14 protein-coding genes are annotated in these 17,153 nt (G+C 65.7%); 13 read left to right on the forward strand and 1 reads right to left on the reverse strand.

Annotated features, from left to right (window positions below; translation table 11 throughout):
- Window positions 1-107 precede the first annotated feature (107 nt).
- The 7 genes from ACQR1L_RS13375 to ACQR1L_RS13405 all read left to right on the forward strand — a co-directional run bounded on the left by ACQR1L_RS13375 (window position 108) and on the right by ACQR1L_RS13405 (window position 9,771).
- Window positions 108-1,307: a TrmJ/YjtD family RNA methyltransferase gene (locus tag ACQR1L_RS13375; protein WP_434858430.1), complete on the forward strand. Its 1,200-nt coding sequence runs from the start codon at window positions 108-110 to the stop codon at window positions 1,305-1,307.
- Between the two features lie 131 nt (window positions 1,308-1,438).
- Window positions 1,439-2,356: a tetratricopeptide repeat protein gene (locus ACQR1L_RS13380; protein WP_434858431.1), complete on the forward strand. Its 918-nt coding sequence runs from the start codon at window positions 1,439-1,441 to the stop codon at window positions 2,354-2,356.
- Window positions 2,357-2,636: 280 nt separating this feature from the next.
- On the forward strand, window positions 2,637-4,349 hold the full coding sequence (locus ACQR1L_RS13385; protein ID WP_434858432.1) for a C2 family cysteine protease: 1,713 nt from the start codon (window positions 2,637-2,639) through the stop codon (window positions 4,347-4,349).
- Window positions 4,350-4,704: 355 nt separating this feature from the next.
- Window positions 4,705-6,822, forward strand: a complete 2,118-nt coding sequence (locus ACQR1L_RS13390; RefSeq protein WP_434858433.1) for a type I secretion system permease/ATPase — start codon at window positions 4,705-4,707, stop codon at window positions 6,820-6,822.
- A gap of 10 nt (window positions 6,823-6,832) precedes the next feature.
- Entirely contained in the window at window positions 6,833-8,251 is a 1,419-nt protein-coding gene (locus ACQR1L_RS13395; protein WP_434858434.1) for an HlyD family type I secretion periplasmic adaptor subunit, read from the forward strand.
- A 153-nt stretch (window positions 8,252-8,404) separates the two neighbouring features.
- On the forward strand, window positions 8,405-9,523 hold the full coding sequence (locus ACQR1L_RS13400) for a DUF2336 domain-containing protein (protein ID WP_434858435.1): 1,119 nt from the start codon (window positions 8,405-8,407) through the stop codon (window positions 9,521-9,523).
- 26 nt (window positions 9,524-9,549) lie between these two features.
- Window positions 9,550-9,771 (forward strand): hypothetical protein, encoded by a 222-nt coding sequence (locus ACQR1L_RS13405; protein WP_434858436.1) that lies wholly within the window; start codon window positions 9,550-9,552, stop codon window positions 9,769-9,771.
- Between the two features lie 230 nt (window positions 9,772-10,001).
- Here ACQR1L_RS13405 and ACQR1L_RS13410 read toward each other — a convergent pair whose 3' ends face one another.
- The gene (locus tag ACQR1L_RS13410) at window positions 10,002-10,694 is read right to left on the reverse strand and encodes a TetR/AcrR family transcriptional regulator (RefSeq protein ID WP_434858437.1); all 693 of its coding nucleotides are present in this window, start codon (window positions 10,692-10,694) and stop codon (window positions 10,002-10,004) included.
- Window positions 10,695-10,942: 248 nt separating this feature from the next.
- Between ACQR1L_RS13410 and ACQR1L_RS13415 the strand changes: the two genes are divergently transcribed.
- From ACQR1L_RS13415 to ACQR1L_RS13440, 6 genes are all read left to right on the forward strand, one after another.
- Entirely contained in the window at window positions 10,943-11,485 is a 543-nt protein-coding gene (locus ACQR1L_RS13415) for an OsmC family protein (protein ID WP_434858438.1), read from the forward strand.
- 29 nt (window positions 11,486-11,514) lie between these two features.
- Window positions 11,515-12,636 (forward strand): acyl-CoA dehydrogenase family protein, encoded by a 1,122-nt coding sequence (locus tag ACQR1L_RS13420; protein WP_434858439.1) that lies wholly within the window; start codon window positions 11,515-11,517, stop codon window positions 12,634-12,636.
- A 49-nt stretch (window positions 12,637-12,685) separates the two neighbouring features.
- Window positions 12,686-13,561: a sulfurtransferase gene (locus tag ACQR1L_RS13425; RefSeq protein WP_434858440.1), complete on the forward strand. Its 876-nt coding sequence runs from the start codon at window positions 12,686-12,688 to the stop codon at window positions 13,559-13,561.
- A 108-nt stretch (window positions 13,562-13,669) separates the two neighbouring features.
- Window positions 13,670-15,052 (forward strand): CmpA/NrtA family ABC transporter substrate-binding protein, encoded by a 1,383-nt coding sequence (locus ACQR1L_RS13430; protein WP_434858441.1) that lies wholly within the window; start codon window positions 13,670-13,672, stop codon window positions 15,050-15,052.
- Between the two features lie 172 nt (window positions 15,053-15,224).
- Window positions 15,225-16,064: a nitrate ABC transporter permease gene (gene ntrB / locus ACQR1L_RS13435; protein ID WP_434858442.1), complete on the forward strand. Its 840-nt coding sequence runs from the start codon at window positions 15,225-15,227 to the stop codon at window positions 16,062-16,064.
- Between the two features lie 160 nt (window positions 16,065-16,224).
- Window positions 16,225-17,127, forward strand: a complete 903-nt coding sequence (locus ACQR1L_RS13440; protein ID WP_434858443.1) for an ABC transporter ATP-binding protein — start codon at window positions 16,225-16,227, stop codon at window positions 17,125-17,127.
- The last annotated feature ends 26 nt before the right edge of the window (window positions 17,128-17,153 follow it).

Below are 17,153 nucleotides of genomic sequence, written 5' to 3' on the forward strand. Positions count from 1 at the left end.
TCCGGCTTAAGCCGATTATTTTGCTTGAGAATTCTTGTCCGCCGGGCCAACGGAGCGGGCAGGGCGCCGCAGCGGCGCTCATCTGACATGGAAGTTGAGGACCGATCGTGTCGGGCACCGACAAGACCAAGGCAGGAATTGAGATCGCAGGACCGGTGGTGATCCTGGTCGAGCCGCAGCTCGGCGAGAACATCGGCATGGCCGCGCGCGCGATGGGCAATTTCGCGCTGACCGAGCTGCGCCTGGTCAACCCGCGCGACGGCTGGCCGAACATCGCCGCCCAGCGGGCGGCGGCCGGGGCCGACCATATCATCGACCATGTCCGGCTGTTCGATACGCTGCCGGAGGCGATCGCCGACCTCGACCTGGTGTTCGCGACGACGGCGCGCTCCCACGACCAGGCCAAGCCGGTGATGGGGCCGGAGGCGGCCGCGAAGGAAATGCAGGGCCAGATCGCCGCCGGCGGCCGGGCCGGCATCCTGTTCGGCCGCGAACGGTCCGGGCTGACCAATGAGGAGGTCGCCCGCGCCAACCGCATCATCACCTATCCGGTCAATCCGGGCTTCGCCTCGCTCAACCTCGCCCAGGCCGTGCTGCTGATGGGCTATGAATGGTTCAAGCTGGTCACATCAGGCGCGCTGCCGTTTGCGATGCCCGAGCGCTCCGAGCGCGCCACCCAGGAGCAGCTGGAGGCGTTCTTCGAGAACCTCGTGCGCGAGCTCGACCGGGTCGAATTCCTGCGCCCGGCCGAGAAGCGCGAGACCATGCTGGTGAATTTGCGCAACATCTTCTTCCGGATGGAGCCGACGAAGCAGGACATGCATACGCTCCACGGCGTGATCATGGCGATCGCCGAGGGGCGGAAGGGTCCGGCCAAGGGCGGCGTGCTCGACAGCACGCAGGCGACGCGGCTGCGCGCGCTGATCGCCGAGCAGGGTACGGTCGCCAATCTGCCGGATTCGCGGGGATCGCTGCGCGGGCTGGCGCGGCTGCTCCGCCGCAATCCGACCGACGCTGAGCGCGCGCTGTGGCACGCGCTGTCCCGCGACCGCCGCTTCGCCGGCCAGTTCAAGCGCCAGACCCCGGTCGGCCGCCACATCCCGGATTTCGTCTCCTTCATCCATCGCCTCGCGATCGAACTGGTGGGCACCGACGAGAGCGAAGGCGTGGTGGCGGACCGCGCGCAGCGCAAGGCGTGGCTGGAGAGCCGCGACTATCGCGTGACCGAAGTGCGGACGGCGGACGTCGAGGCGGACCTGGAGGCCGAGCTGGTCAGGCTGCAGGTGCTGATTGCCGAGGCGAAGTAGCTGATCGTGTTTTCGCTTGGGTCTTGCCCGGCAGAATCGATCGCCTGTCCGCCTGCGACCCCACAACGATGACGGATCATCATCTCGCTGCGAACGGACGACTCCGCGAAGCCGTTAACACCGGCTGAACGATGATCCGTGAATGCAATTACCGATTGTGGTTCGTCTCGTCGGCCCAGGTAACATCCCCGTACCACAACAACAACAGGGGGACACACATGGCGATGCGACGATGGTGCCTGCTCATAGGTCAGGCGCTGGTCATCTGTCTGATCTTCAACTTATCAGCGAACGCAGCTGCAGCGCGGTGCACGAACCGAGCGAACGTCGATTCGCGCATTGCCGGCTGCACGATCATGATCGAGCAGAGCAGGTCGGCGGCCGCGCAACTGATCAAGGCTCGTCTGGCGCGCGCCGGCGCTTATTTCAACAAGGGCGATCTGGATCATGCGATCGATGACTACAAGCAGGTGATCGCCGCTGCCTCGATCGATCCGCTCTCCGCCTTCAATCGCGTGACACACGATCTGCGCAGCCACGAGCCGCTGGCCTTGTCCGGCTCGGATCAGGCGTTGCGACGCGACAGCGACCGTGCGCGCGCCTATCGCGGGCTCGGAATCGCAAGCTTTCAGGCCGGCCTGCTGGAGCAGTCGCAAGACGGATTCAGGCGGCTCAGCGCGATCGATCCCGGCAATGCCGACACCGCCCTGTGGCTCGATCTGGCGCGCCGGCGCGCTGGCCATGCCAGCGAACTCGCCAGCCAGGCGAGGCGGCTCGATATGCGCCATTGGCCCGCGCCGCTCTTGCGTCTGTATCTCGGGGAGGAAACGGTCGATGGTGTGCTTGCGGCAGCCGACCGCGGCGGGGGCGCGACACGCCGGCTGCGGCGCTGTGAGGCAAGCTTCTTTGCCGGCGAGCTGATGCTGCAGCAGAACCGCGAAGCGGCAGCCATCAGGTTGATTGACCGGGCACTTGCCGAATGCCCGCCGGGGTCCGACATGCGATCCGTTGCGGGCGCGGAAGCGCGCGTTCTCAGCGTCGTACCTTGAACTGGATGGTGCAGGGCAGCCTCGACGCGCGAATGCTCATGGCTGGCGTCGCGCGCTCGAGCACGCCCATCGCACCCGGTACTAATACGGTCTCCGTATCATTTGCCGCCGATCCGTAAACTCCTACCGGGCGAACGGCGCTGGGATACAGCTGATCGCGACAAATTTCTAAAACTTGAACGGATCGCGCAGCTTTGCCGCAAGGCCTGATGCGAACGATGGCGGGACGATCGCGAAGGCGGTCACGACAAGTCCCATCGTTCACGGAGAGCCTCGACCAATGCCGATCCTGCCGCAGGGCCTACGCAAGCCGCAGACCGACCAGACCAGCGACCCGACCGGATTGTTCGAGACCGACACCTGGTTCACGCCCGACCTGACCAAGACGTGGCTGTTCACCCAGGCCCCCGCGACAGCGGCCGCGCCGCCTCCGGCGCCGGCTGCGGACCCGTCGGCCGGGATCGCGCTCTATGGCAATTTCTGCAGCGTCGCCGCGACCGTCACCACCGCGTCCAGCACGACCAAGAGCGTCACGACGCCGACGATCAGCACGACCGCCGTCGCTGCGACCACCGCGACCAAGAGCACCGTGCCGGCCTGGGTGAACACGCTCACCAACGCCCAGATCAAGGCCGACATGACGGCCGCGATCACCAACGGCACCGTCACCTATGCCGGACTGCTCAAGGTCTTCACCGACGTCGACGCGACGCTGGCTGCGACCAAGACCAAGCTGAGCGCCAGCCAGTTCGCCGACCTCAAGACGATCGCGGCCAACCTGAACAACGGCGTGTCGACGTCGAGCTACCTGACCTATGTCACGCAGGCATTCGTCAACGGCAACGCAGGGAACGCGACCTGGACCGGCGGCGCCGCGAGCTCGGTTGCGCTCGGCAATCTCGCGACCGGTTCGACCGAGCTGCAGTTCGCCGAACTGATCGGCAAATGGTTCCTCGGGACTGATTTGCCGTCGTCGAAGGTGATCCTCGGCAGCACGCAGTTCTCGGTCTCGTATTCGAACTCGACCAAGCCGCTGTTCTCGGCCGCCGGCGCCAGCATGAACGACATCAACCAGGGCTATCTCGGCGACTGCTACCTGCTCGCGGGCCTCGCCGAGGTAGCCTACAAGGAGCAGTCGGTCATCTCGTCGATGTTCACGAGCAACGGCAACGGCACCTATGGCGTGCGCTTCTACGTCAACGGCACCGCGCGCTACGTCACCGTCAACACCGCGCTCGCCAATGGCGGCACCATCTTCAACAATGGCGGCAGCGCGATCTGGGCGAGCCTCGCCGAGAAGGCCTATGCCGAGCTGCAGGCCAGCGGCGTCTACACTGGAAACTCGATCAATTACGGCAATTCCTACACCACGATCGGCAATGGCGGTGCCCCGCAGATCGCGCTGGAGGCGATCACCGGCGCGACCCAGATCACCGACTTCCGCGCCATGGGCGGCTCATGGGGCAAGGTGGTCTATAATTCGTCGTTCGGCGTGACGAACTATACCACCGGCAATTCGACCTCCGGCGTGCTCGCGACCATTGCGGCCAGCCTTGCGGCGGGCGACGACGTGATCCTGTCGTCCTACACCAACGCCAAGGATTCGACCGGCAAGACCACCCTGGTCGCCAACCATGCCATGTCGATCTACGGCTACAACAGCGCCACCGGCATGCTGCAGGTTCGCAACCCCTGGGGCTCGGCGGCCGGGCAGTATTGGCAGACCACGTTCGAGGTCAGCCTCGCGACGTTGCTTGCGGCCGGCGATACGATCACCATCGACAATGTCGGCGACGCCAAGAAGCTCGCGGCGAGCACCACCACGACGTCGTCGGGGCTGAAGCTCGTCTCCGACGCCAACGACCTCTCTGCGGCCGCATCCGGCTTCGTCCAGGCGATCGCCTCGCTCACGGACGGTGGCTCGTCGAACGTGGCGTTCACGCAAGGCCAGACCCTGCAGCAGCGCACGCTGGCGATGCCGATGGCGGCGTGATCCGCCGAAGGCAACCCCAGTCTCCGTCATTCCGGGGCATTCGCGCGCGAAATGGCAAAGCCATTTTGTGCGTGAATGAGCCCGGAATCCATAATCACAGAACGGTGTCGTGGAGCGAGATGCCCACCACGAGTGTGCCTCAAAGCCGCTCCCTGTGGGTATGGGTTCCGGGCTCGCGCTGCGCGCGCCCAGGAACGACGCCAGACGTGATCTGCATGGGGAGATGACCAGGTCTTGCCGGCCCGTAGCGCCACGGATGCGTGCAGTCCCCGTTAAGCATCCGACTTAACGCCACGCGAACGCAGGTCCCGGAGGCTTGCGGCGGGGACGTCGGACCGAGAGGCGGGATCAGTCGATGCAGGCGTGTACGGATCAGGGCGCATGGGCGCTGGCGCTGTCGCTGCATCTGCTCGGCATCGTCGCCGATCCCGGGCGCATTCAGCATGAGGCCGGGCGAAGCGATGCGCTCTCCATCGATGATCTCCTGCGCGCGACTGCGCGCTTTCCGGTCAAGGCCAGGCTGATCACGTCCAAAGTTGCGCGGTTGAAGTCCACGCCACTGCCGACGGTGGCCGTGCTAAGAGATGGCGGCTTTGCGGTGATCGGCAAGGTGACCGAGACCGGCGTGTTGATCCAGGGGCTCGCCGATGCCGGACCGCGCCTGCTGAGCTTTGTCGAGTTCGAAGCCGTCTGGTCCGGCCAACTCATCCTGATCGCCAAGCGCGCGGAGCTCTCCGACACCGCGCGCCGGTTCAATTTCGGCTGGTTCGTCGCTGCTATCGGCAAATACCGCCGCATCCTGATCGAGGTGCTGCTGGCGTCGTTCGTGATCCAGCTGTTCGGCCTGGCGACGCCGATGATCTTCCAGGTCGTGATCGACAAGGTGCTGGTGCATCGTGGCCTGTCGACCTTGGAGGTGATGGTCGCGGGCCTCGCGCTGATCGCGCTGTTCGAGGCCGTGCTGTCCGGCCTGCGCACCTATCTGTTCACGCACACCTCCAACCGCATCGACGTCGAGCTCGGCGCGCGGCTGTTCCGGCACCTGATGCGGCTGCCGCTGGCCTATTTCGAGAGCCGCCGCGTCGGCGACAGCGTCGCGCGGGTGCGCGAGCTCGAGACCATCCGGCAGTTCATCACCTCGTCCTCGATCACGCTGGTGCTCGATCTCGCCTTCGCCGCCGTCTTCATCGGCGTGATGTTCCTGTACAGCTCGACCCTGGCGTGGATCGTCTGCGGCACGCTGCCGGTTTATGCGCTGCTGTCGCTGGCGACGACGCCGGCGTTCCGCACCCGGCTCGACGAGAAATTCCGCCGCGGCGCCGAGAACCAGGCCTTCCTGGTCGAGAGCGTCACCGGCGTCGAGACCATCAAGGCGATGGCCGTCGAGCCCTTGATGCAGCGGCGCTGGGAGGAGCAGCTTGCGAGCTATGTCGGTGCGTCGTTTTCTGCGTCGCAGATCGGCAATTGGGCGAGCCAGGCCGCGGGCCTGCTCAACAAGGGCATCGGCGCGCTGACGCTCTTTGTTGGCGCCGGGCTCGTGATCGCCAACAAGATGACGGTGGGCGAGCTCGTCGCTTTCAATATGCTGGCCAACCAGGTGTCGGGTCCGGTGTTGCGGCTGGTCCAGGTCTGGCAGGATTTCCACCAAGTGCGCCTGTCGGTGGAGCGGCTCGGCGACATCCTCAACACGCCGGTGGAGGCGAAGAGCGGCGGCGCCGAGCAGAACCTGCCGCCGCTGGACGGCGCGATCGAGTTCGAGCGCGTCACCTTCCGCTATGGCCTCAACACCCAGCCGGTGCTGCGCGAGGTCTCTCTCAAGATCGGGGCAGGGCAGGTGGTCGGCATCGTCGGTCCCTCCGGCTCCGGCAAGAGCACGATCGCCAAGCTGGCGCAGCGGCTGTACCAGCCGGAAGCCGGCCGCGTGCTGGTCGACGGCATCGACACCGCGGTGCTCGATCCGTCCTGGCTGCGGCGGCAGATCGGCGTCGTGTTGCAGGAGAACGTGCTGTTCAACCGCTCGGTCCGCGACAACATCGCGCTCGCCGATCCCGCGCTGCCGATGGAGAAGATCGTGGAGGCGGCGAAGCTCGCCGGCGCGCACGAGTTCATCTGCCGGATGCCGCAGGGCTACGACACCGTGATCGGTGAGCGCGGTGTGTCGCTGTCCGGCGGCCAGCGCCAGCGCATCGCGATCGCGCGCGCGCTGGTGGGCGATCCCCGTATCCTCATTTTCGACGAGGCGACTTCGGCGCTCGACTATGAGTCGGAGAGCATCATCCAGGCCAACATGCGCGACATCGTACGCGGCCGCACCGTGCTGATCATAGCGCACCGGCTGTCGACGGTGCGCAGCGCCGATCGCATCCTGACCATCGAGAACGGCGTCATCGTCGAGGACGGCACGCATGAGCAGCTGGTGGCCGGCGGCGGCCGCTATGCGACCCTGCACCGAATCCAGTCCGCGGGCCGCTGAGGAGAGGGCGATGAGCACACCTGCAAGCCTCCTGCGTGGCTTCTCGTTCGGCGGCAAGACCTCTGAACAGGAGTTTCTGCCCGCGGCCCTCGAAATCACCGAGACGCCGCCCAATCCGCTCGGGCGCATTACCGCGCTGGCGCTGTGCACCGTCACCTTCGCCGCGCTCGGCTGGGCCGTGCTCGGCAAGGTCGACATCGTCGCCGTCGCCAGCGGCAAAGTGATCTCGCATACCCGCACGCAGGTGGTGCAGCCGTTCGAGACCGCGAGCGTCAAGGCGGTGCTGGTGCAGCCCGGCCAGCGCGTGCGCGCCGGCGATGCGCTGATCGAGCTCGACAAGACGGCGGTGACGGCGGAGGCCGACCGCGCCCGCAGCGATTTGATCGCGAGCCTGCTCGACGAGGTCCGGCTGGCCGCGTTTCTCGATGGCGTGAAGAGTGGACCGTTCGAGCTGGTGGTGGGCGCCGAGCCGCTCGACCGCGCCCGCGCCCAGGCGCAACTGACGGCGCAGCTGGCGATGCGCGCCAGCCAGCTGGCGGCGCTGGCGCAGGAGCGCGCCCAGCATGTTGCCGAGCGCGAGGCGCTGCAGCAGACCGTCGCCAAATATGAGCAGACGCTGCCGATGGTGACGCAGCGCGCGGACATCCGCATCAAGGCCAGCGAGATCGGCAATGCCTCGATCATCGCGCGGCTGGAGAGCCAGCAGCTCCTGGTGGAGACCCGCGCGGAGCTCGAGATCAACAAGGCCAAGATCATTGCGCTCGATGCGACCATCGCCGGGCTCGATCAGAAGATCGCCGCCACCGAGGCCGACATGCGCGACAAGGCGATGCGCGATCTCGCGACCGCGCGCGAGCGCGCCCGCGCCGCCGGCGAAGCGCTGACCAAGGCCACCCGCCGCGCCGAGTTGCAGACCCTGCGCGCGCCGATCGACGGCACCGTGCAGCAGATGCACGTCGCAGCGGCCGGAGCCGTGGTGACCCCGGCGCAGCAGCTGCTGTCGGTCGTGCCCGACGACGACCGGATCGAGGTCGAGGCCGTGGTCGAGAACCGCGACGTCGGCTTCGTCGAGGCCGGCCAGCGCGTCGAGCTGAAGGTCGATGCCTTCCCGTTCACGCGCTATGGCCTGCTCGGCGGCAGGGTGACCTCGGTCGATCGCGATGCCGAGGCCGCTCCGGTCAATTCCAGCGGCGTGCAGGGCGCCGAGCGGCAGGCCGACCAGACCGACCGCGTCGAGGCCAGCGAGCGGCTGCGCTACATGGTCCACATCGCGCTCGACCGCGCGACCCTCGACGTCGATGGCCGCGCGGCGGCGCTGGTGCCGGGCATGTCGGTCAAAGCGGAGATCCTGACCGGCAAGCGGCGCATCATCGATTTCCTGCTGGCGCCCTTGCGCGAGCATGTCCACGACGCCATGCGTGAGCGCTGAGCCTGCGGCCGAGCCGTCATGCTTAATGCGCCCTGGCGCATTTGAGCAAAAATGCCCGGTCAAATCTGCCGGGCATCGCTTACGGAACGCTCGTGCTTTGACGGTATAGTTGGCAGCATACCTTTCCTCATTGCGGCGTGACGGCTCATCATCATGAACGAGACTAAATCGGTATTGCGCGACCTCGAAGACGCGATTGCGCGTGGCACGGCCGACAGCCGCGAACGGGCGCTGTGGCATGCGACTGATCTGTTGCTCGCCGGCCGCTATTGCGAGGAGGAGATCTCGACCTTCGGCGAGGTGATCGGCCGGCTCGCGGACGAGATCGAGGTCGAGGCGCGCGCCAAGCTCGCCGATCGTCTCGCCAGGATCGAGTATTCGCCCGCCAGCGTGATCCGCAAGCTCGCCTTCGACGACGAGATCTGGGTCGCCGGCCCGGTGCTGCGCGAGTCCGAACGGCTCGACGACGCCGCGCTGGTCGAGAATGCCAGCACCAAGAGCCAGGCGCATCTGCTCGCCATCGCCGAGCGCAAGTCGCTGAGCCCCGAGGTGACGGACGTGCTGGCGCGGCGCGGCGACCGCGAGGTCGCCACCGCAGTGGCGCGCAACCACGGCGCCCAGTTCTCAGGCTCGGGCTTCCTGCACATGGTCAAGCGCGCCGAGAACGATTCCATCCTGGCCGAGCATCTCGGCCGCCGCCTCGACATCCCGCGGCATCTGTTCCAGCAACTGATCGCCAAGGCGTCGGACGATGTCGGCAAGCGGCTGGCCAGCGAGCGCCCGGAGCTGATGGGCGAGATCGAGAGCTCGGTCGCCAACATCGCCGGCGATCTGCAATCGAAGTTCGGGCCGGGATCGCGCAACTACTTCGTCGCCAAGCGCACCGTGACGATCCAGCATCGGCTCGGCAATCTGCAGGAGAGCACCATCGCCGGCTATGCGACCGCGCACAAGGTCGACGAGGTCACGATCGGCCTGTCGCTGCTGTCGGGCCTGCCTGTCGACGTCGTCGACCGCGCGCTGTTCGACCGCAACCGTGAGATGCTGCTGATGCTGGCCAAGGCGCTCGGCTTTTCGTGGGACACGATGATGGCGCTCGCTTTCCTCGGCGCCCGCGAGCACAAGATGACGGCCGGCGAACTGGACGACCTGGAGCGCGACTACATCCGGCTTCATACCCAGACGTCGCGCAGCGTGCTCGAATTCTACCAGACGCGAAAGAATGCCGGAAAATCCGGCGTCAAGCATGCGCCACGGGCCGTGGCGCATTGAGGTCCAAGCGAGAGAGGTGACCGCGGATGAATGGCATGGGACTTCATCTCCACAGCGGGCGAGGGCACGGTGGCCGCGACGCCGTGGACCGCGCCGCGGTCGATGCCGCCTGGCACGTACTCGAAGCCGCCAATGAGCTCGGCGACGAAGCCACCGTCGCCGCCTGCCGCCGCATCATCGATGCGAGCCTCAACGGGGCAGGGGCAGATCAGGCCGATTTGCAGCGCGTGGCGGATTACTTCCGCTAGGTCTCGCCTCGGGGCTTCCCTAAACGGCCGGACCCGCGCGGCCCCACGATCCGCGTAAGCAAGGCACGATCTCGCCTCGTCATTGCGAGCGCAGCGAAGCAATCCAGGGTGGTGAGCGGGACTCTGGATTGCTTCGCTGCGCTCGCAATGACGCGCCGAAATAGCTCTCCTCAAACGAACAGCTCGTAGCCGAGATAAAAGCGTGACGTAGCGGCTACGTTGAGATTGGCTCACACCGCCGCAAGCTGCGGATCCGCTTTTCCAGCGCGCCTGGCCGTCTTGTGCTTCGCCGGCTCGAACAGCGCGCTCGCCGCGATGCCCGCCGTATCGGCGACATCAGGATTGCGCGACACCATGGCGGCGACGATCGCGCCGTCGATCAGCAGCGCCAGCTGATGCGCAAAACTCTCCGGCTCCGCCGCGCCCATTTCGCGAGCCAGCTTTTCGATATGCGCCAGCACCACCTTCTTGTGGCGCAGCGCGATGGTGCGAAACTGCTTCTGGTCCTTGTCGTGCTCGCCGACCGCGTTGATGAAGGGGCAGCCGTAGAACCGCTCCTCGCTGAACCAGCTCTTCAGCGCCGGGAAGATGCGCGCGAGCTTGGTCTCGGCGTCACCGCCGCCGCTCTCCATCGCGCCGATGAACCATTCCCGCCACTGCTTGCCTTCGCTCTCGAGCACGGCGGTGACGAGCGCGGTCTTCGATCCGAACAGTTTGTACAACGTGGTCTTCGCCGTGCCGGCCTCGCCGATGATGGCATCGATGCCGGTGGCGTTGATGCCGTTCTTGCAGAACAGATGCGTCGCCGCGCCGAGCAGGCGGCCGCGCGCCGACTCGTCATCACCAGCGGCGATCGGTCGCGCGACCGCCTTCTTCTTGGCTGAGTGTTTGCCCGCGGCCGGCTTGATCTCTTTCTTGCCCATGCGCGCAAGCTTATGCGCTGTGCGCGTGAGTCAGCAAGGCCGCTGATGCGGATGAGGCAGCGCTGCGCTCAATTTCATCGCTGATGGCAGCACTCTGCATGGCGCTTGGGCAGGCTCGGGCGGGCCCGATCTTGCCATCATCATCTAAGCCGCGAGGATCATTCTGCCTTTTGAAATCCAGGCTCCCTGGCACGCTTCGTGCAGGAAACAGACCGTTCGGTATCCTCGATCCCAGGGAGAGAAAAGAGATGACCGCTGTGGTTCAGAAGACGGCGCTGACGGGCTGCCTTGCCCCCATCGACAAGGGCGGGCTCGAACAGCTCATCGCCAACGGCAAGGCCAACCCCAAGGTCATCAAGACCCTGAAGTGCAAGACCGTCGCGGAGGGCAAGTTTCGCCACGCCAACTACATCCGCAACCTCGCGCCCTACATCGTCGACGAGCCGCCGGGGCTGCTGGGCGACGACACCGCGCCGAATCCGTCGGAAGCTTCGCTTGCCGCGCTCGGCTCGTGCCTCGCGGTCGGCCTGCACGCCAATGCCGTGCATCGCGGCTGGATCGTCAACAAGCTCGAGCTGGAGCTCGAGGGCGATCTCAACATCACCGCGGTCTGGGGCACGGGCGACGTGTCCGAGAAGCCCGTCGGCTTCACCGATGTGCGCGTCAAGGTCGACATGGAGTGCGAGGGCATCTCCAAGGACGATGTCCAGGCGCTGATCGATCACGTCAAGAAGTGGTCGCCGGTCGCCAACACCTTCACGCGCCCGGTCAATCTCGAAGTCGGGATCTGAGCTGACCACGCGCAGCGGAGGGCGTCATCATGGGTTCACTCGGACAGCATCTGGCGGTCGATGGGGCGGGCGTGATGCCCGTGCCGTCGACCGTGGAGCAGGTCGCGGCGATCGCGCGCAACGAGCTCGCGCCGCTGGCCTCTGGCATCGACGCCGGCACGGTGTATCCGGCTGACGTGCTCCGCCGCTTCGGCGAGGTTGGCGCTTGGAGCAGCCATGTGCCGGAAGATGGCGCAGCCGATCTCAACTGCGCCATCGGCTCCATCGCGGCGATCGGCGAGGTCTGCGGCGCCTCCGCCTTCATGGCGTGGTGCCAGAACACGCTGGTCTGGTACATCGCCAATTCGAGCAATGCGGCGCTGAAGGATCGTCTGCTCGACGATGCCGCCAGCGGCAAGCTGCTCGGCGGCACCGGGCTCTCGAATCCGATGAAGAGCTTCTTCGGCATCGAGAAGCTCAAGCTGAAGGGGCGGAAGGTCGAGGGCGGCTATGTCGTGCGCGGCGCGCTGCCCTGGGTCTCCAACCTCGGGCCGGACCACATGTTCGGCACCATCTTCGAGCGCGAGGATGCGCCCGGCGAGATCGTGATGTTCGTGGCCGATTGTTCTGACCCGGCAGTGACCTTGCAGCCGTGTCAGCCGTTCCTCGCCATGGACGGCACCGGCACCTACGGCATTCAGTTCCGTGACCTCTTCGTGCCGGATGAGCTGATCCTCGCCGATCCAGCGGGGCCCTTCGTCAAGAAGATCCGTGCCGGCTTTATCCTGCTGCAGGCCGGCATGGCGCTCGGCCTGATCAAGGACTGCATCAAGATCATGCAGGAGGTCGAGGCGCCGCTCGGCCACGTCAATCGTTATCTGCCGCAACAGCCGGTCGATTTCAGCGCACTCGCCGACGAGCTCGCCAGGGAGACCGCTGCGCTCGCCAGCGATCCCTACAACACCGACGAGACCTACTGGCGCAAGGTGGTCGCGCTCCGCCTGCGGGCGGGCGAGGCCAGCGTCGCCGCCGCTCATGCCGCGATGCTCCATTGCGGGGCGCGCGGCTACATCAAGGGCAATCGCGCCGAACGTCGCCTGCGCGAGGCCTATTTCGTCGCGATCGTCACCCCCGCGACCAAGCAGCTCCGCAAGATGCTCGCCGACGGCTGACGCCGGCGAGAACGGCAAACAACGAAGTTTAGACCAGGAGAGGCCTGCCATGACGGACGTACTGATTACTGCCGGCGAACTCGCTGACTTCATCAAGACAGAGCCGTGTGTCGTCATCGACACCCGTAATCCCGATGCCTACGCTGCGGGCCATCTTCCCGGCGCCGTCAACGTCCATGAGATCTTCACCTATCTCGCGACGTCGACCCCGGAGGGTATCGAGGAGCTGAAGACCAAGTTCGCCGACGCGTTCGGCGCCGCCGGCCTGTCGGGCGCGGAAACCGCCGTAGTCTATGAGCAGTCGATGAACTCCGGCTTCGGCCAGTCGTGCCGCGGCTACTTCCTGCTCACCATGCTCGGCTATCCCAAGGTCAAGGTGCTGCATGGCGGCTACGACGCCTGGGCCGCGGCAGGCCTGCCGGTCACCACCGATGTGCCGTCGCCGGCCAAGGCTTCGTTCAAGATCGTGCCGGAGGCGGGCAGCATCCTGATCGATGCGAAAGCCATGCTCGCTGCCGTCGGCAATCCGGCGATCGCGATCCTCGACGTCCGCGACGTCGACGAGTGGATCGGCGATTCCTCCTCGCCCTACGGCAAGGACTTCTGTCCGCGCAAGGGCCGCATCCCCGGCGCCGTCTGGCTCGAATGGTACCGCATGATGAAGCCGACCGGCGAAGGCCCGCGCTTCAAGTCGAAGGACGAGATCCTCGCCGAATGCGCCACCGTCGGCATCACGGTTGATACGCCGGTCTATCTCTACTGCTTTAAGGGCGCGCGCGCATCGAACACCTTCCTCGCGTTGAAGAACGCCGGCGTGAAGGATGTGCGGATGTATTTCGGCTCGTGGAACGAGTGGTCGCGCGATCCCTCGCTGCCGATCGAGGAAGGTCTCCCGATGCCGGCGCTGACCAGCAAAGCGGCATAGAAGCTGCATGAGATGCACGTCCGGCCGCTGAAAAACGCGGCCGGATGAGCAGTTTGAAGGCGCTGATAGCGCGAGTCTGACTACAGGTGTGACAAAGGGGCGCAGCACATGTCGATTTTCGATGATCCGTTCGATGCCGAGTCTCGCGTGAATGCCGGTTGTATCTGCGGCCAGCATCGCAGCCCGGCCGAACACGAGCACGCCATGGCGCTGCGCTGTGAGCCGGTGGTGGACTCCACTGAGAAGCAGTACGAGAACGTGGTCGCTTCGGCCGTGCTGCGCGCCGTGTTCCCCGAGGTTGCCACGCGCCGCGCGTTCCTGAAGACGGTCGGCGCCGCCACGGCGCTCGCGGCTGTTTCTCAGTTCTTCCCACTGAAGACCGCGACCGAAGCGTTCGCGCAGGCCGGCACGCCCGAGAAGAAGGATCTCAAGGTCGGCTTCATCCCGATCACCTGCGCGACGCCGATCATCATGGCCGCGCCGCTCGGCTTCTATGCCAAGGCTGGCCTGAACGTCGAGGTGGTCAAGACCGCCGGCTGGGCCGTGATCCGCGACAAGACCATCAACAAGGAATACGACGCCGCGCACATGCTGGCGCCGATGCCGATCGCGATCTCGCTAGGGCTCGGCGCGCAACCGATCCCGTTCACCGTGCCCGCGATCGAGAACATCAACGGGCAGGGCATCGTGCTGTCGATGAAGCACAAGGACAAGCGCGACCCGAAGGACTGGAAGGGGCTGAAATTCGCCATTCCGTTCGACTATTCGATGCATAATTACCTGCTGCGCTACTACCTCGCCGAGCACGGCATCGATCCCGATACCGACGTGCAGCTGCGCTCGGTGCCGCCGCCGGAAATGGTCGCCAATCTCCGGGCCGACAACATCGACGGCTTCCTCGCCCCCGACAACATCTGCCAGCGCGCGATCTATGACGGCGTCGGCTTCCTGCACATCCTGTCGAAGGAGATCTGGGACGGCCATCCCTGCTGCAGTTTCGCCGCCAGCCGCGAGTTCATCACGACGGCGCCGAACAGCTTTGCCGCGCTGACCCGCGCCATCGTCGACGCGACCGCCTATGCGTCAAAGGCCGAGAACCGCAAGCAGATCGCGGAGGCGATCGCGCCGGCCAACTACATCAACGCGCCGGTGACCGTGCTGGAGCAGGTGCTGACCGGCACCTATGCCGACGGTCTCGGTGGCGTGAAGACCGACCCGAAGCGCGTCGATTTCGATCCGTTCCCGTGGCAGTCCTTCGCGGTGTGGATGCTGACCCAGATGAAGCGCTGGGGCCAGATCAAGGGAGACGTCGACTACAAGGCTGTCGCCGAGCAGATCTATCTCGCCACAGATACTCGCAAGGTCATGACGGAGATGGGGCTCTCGCCGCCGAAGGATTCCTACAAGTCGTTCTCGGTGATGGGCAAGAGCTTTGACCCGACCAAGCCGGACGATTACGTGGCGAGCTTCAAGATCAAGAAGGCGTCGTGATGGGAGCAGCGCTGTCGGCCTCGCCAATGGTGTCGTCCCGGCGAACGCCGGGACCCATACGCCGTGACCTGTCGTGGGGCAGGGCTGGTGGAGAATATCTTATCCATCCATCGGATTCGGTGGTTATGGATCCCGGCGTTCGCCGGGATGAAGGCGGCAGGTGGGGCTGCTGATGACCACCTCACTCCGGCTGCGCGCCGCCGTCGTCTCGATCGTCCTTCTCGCCGTGTTCCTCGGCGCCTGGCATCTTGCCACGCGCAGCACCGGCACGGCCGCCAACATGAGCCCGGAATACGCCAAGCTGATGGGCATGACCGCCACCCAAGGCAAGTCCGCCATGCCCGGGCCGCTCGATGTCGGCGCCAAGCTGTGGGAGCATTTGAAGCGGCCGTTCTACGACAACGGCCCCAACGACAAGGGGCTCGGCATCCAGCTCGCCTACTCGATCGGGCGTGTCATGCTGGGCTATCTGATCGCGGTCGCCATCGCGATTCCGCTCGGCTTTTTGATCGGCATGTCGCCGTTGATGAGCAAGGCGCTGGATCCGTTCATCCAGATCCTCAAGCCGATCTCGCCGCTCGCCTGGATGCCGCTGGCGCTCTACACCATCAAGGATTCCAGCCTGTCGGCGATCTTCGTGATCTTCATCTGCTCGGTGTGGCCGATGCTGATCAACACCGCGTTCGGCGTCGCGAGCGTGCGCAAGGAGTGGATCAACGTCGCGCGCACCTTGGAGGTCGGGAATTTCCGGCGCGCCTTCACGGTGATCCTGCCGGCGGCGGCGCCGACGATCCTGACGGGCATGCGGATCTCGATCGGCATCGCCTGGCTCGTGATCGTGGCGGCCGAGATGCTCGTCGGCGGCACCGGCATCGGCTACTTCGTCTGGAACGAGTGGAATAACCTGTCGATCACCAATGTGATCATCGCCATCCTGATGATCGGCGTGGTCGGCATGGTGCTGGACCAGCTCCTCGCCCGCGTCTCGCGGCTCGTGACGTTTCCGGAGTAGGGCGCATGATCGGGCAAGCTGCTGCAACGGGCGCGACTCTGTTCCCCTCCCCCTTGCGGGGAGGGGTTAGGGGTGGGGGTGCCACAAGCGAGAGTCTTTGTGGAGGCCCCCCCTCCCTGACCCTCCCCCACAAGGGGGGAGGGAACGGAGAGACCGCGTCATGAGCGACAAATTCATCTCCATCGAGGGCATTGCCAAGCGTTATGACGGCGCGCGGAGCACGACGATCTTCGAGAACCTCTGGCTCGGCATGACCAGGGGCGAGTTCGTCTGCGTGATCGGGCATTCCGGTTGCGGCAAGACCACGGTGCTCAACATCCTGGCCGGGCTGGACGCGCCGAGCGAGGGCGTGGTCGTCGTCGACGGCCAGGCCATCGAAGGGCCGAGCCTCGACCGCGCCGTGATCTTCCAGAGCCATGCGCTGCTGCCATGGCGGACAGTGCTGGGCAATGTCGCCTATGCGGTCTCGTCCAAGTGGCGCAAATGGGATCGCGCCAAGGTCAAGGCGCATGCGCTGAAATATATCGAGCTGGTCGGCCTCGCCGGCTCCGAGCACAAGCGTCCCTCGGAGCTTTCCGGCGGCATGAAGCAGCGCGTCGGCATTGCCCGCGCGCTGTCGATCACGCCGAAGATCATGCTGATGGACGAGCCGTTCTCGGCGCTGGACGCGCTGACGCGCGGCACCTTGCAGGACGAGGTCCGGCGCATCTGCGTCGAGACCGGGCAGACCGTGTTCATGATCACCCACGACGTCGACGAGGCGATCTACCTCGCCGACAAGATCGTGCTGATGACCAATGGCCCCGGTGCGGTGCTGGCCGAGATCGTCGAGAACCCACTGCCCAAGGACCGGCTGCGCGGCGATCTGCACCGCCATCCGCTGTACTATTCGCTGCGCAACCACATCATCGATTTCCTGGTCAGCCGCAGCAAGACCTTCACCGCGGAGATGCCGGATCACGATCCGCGCAAGGTGCCGGTGGTGAAGATCGGCCGCACCGAGCCAACGATCGTCGCGTCCAAGCCGGCCGACAGCGACGCGCCGCAGGCGGCGGCGCGCTGACGCTCAGAAGAAACCCTCAACGAAGG

Source organism: Bradyrhizobium sp. HKCCYLR20261 (assembly GCF_051168435.1).
Lineage (GTDB): Bacteria > Pseudomonadota > Alphaproteobacteria > Rhizobiales > Xanthobacteraceae > Bradyrhizobium.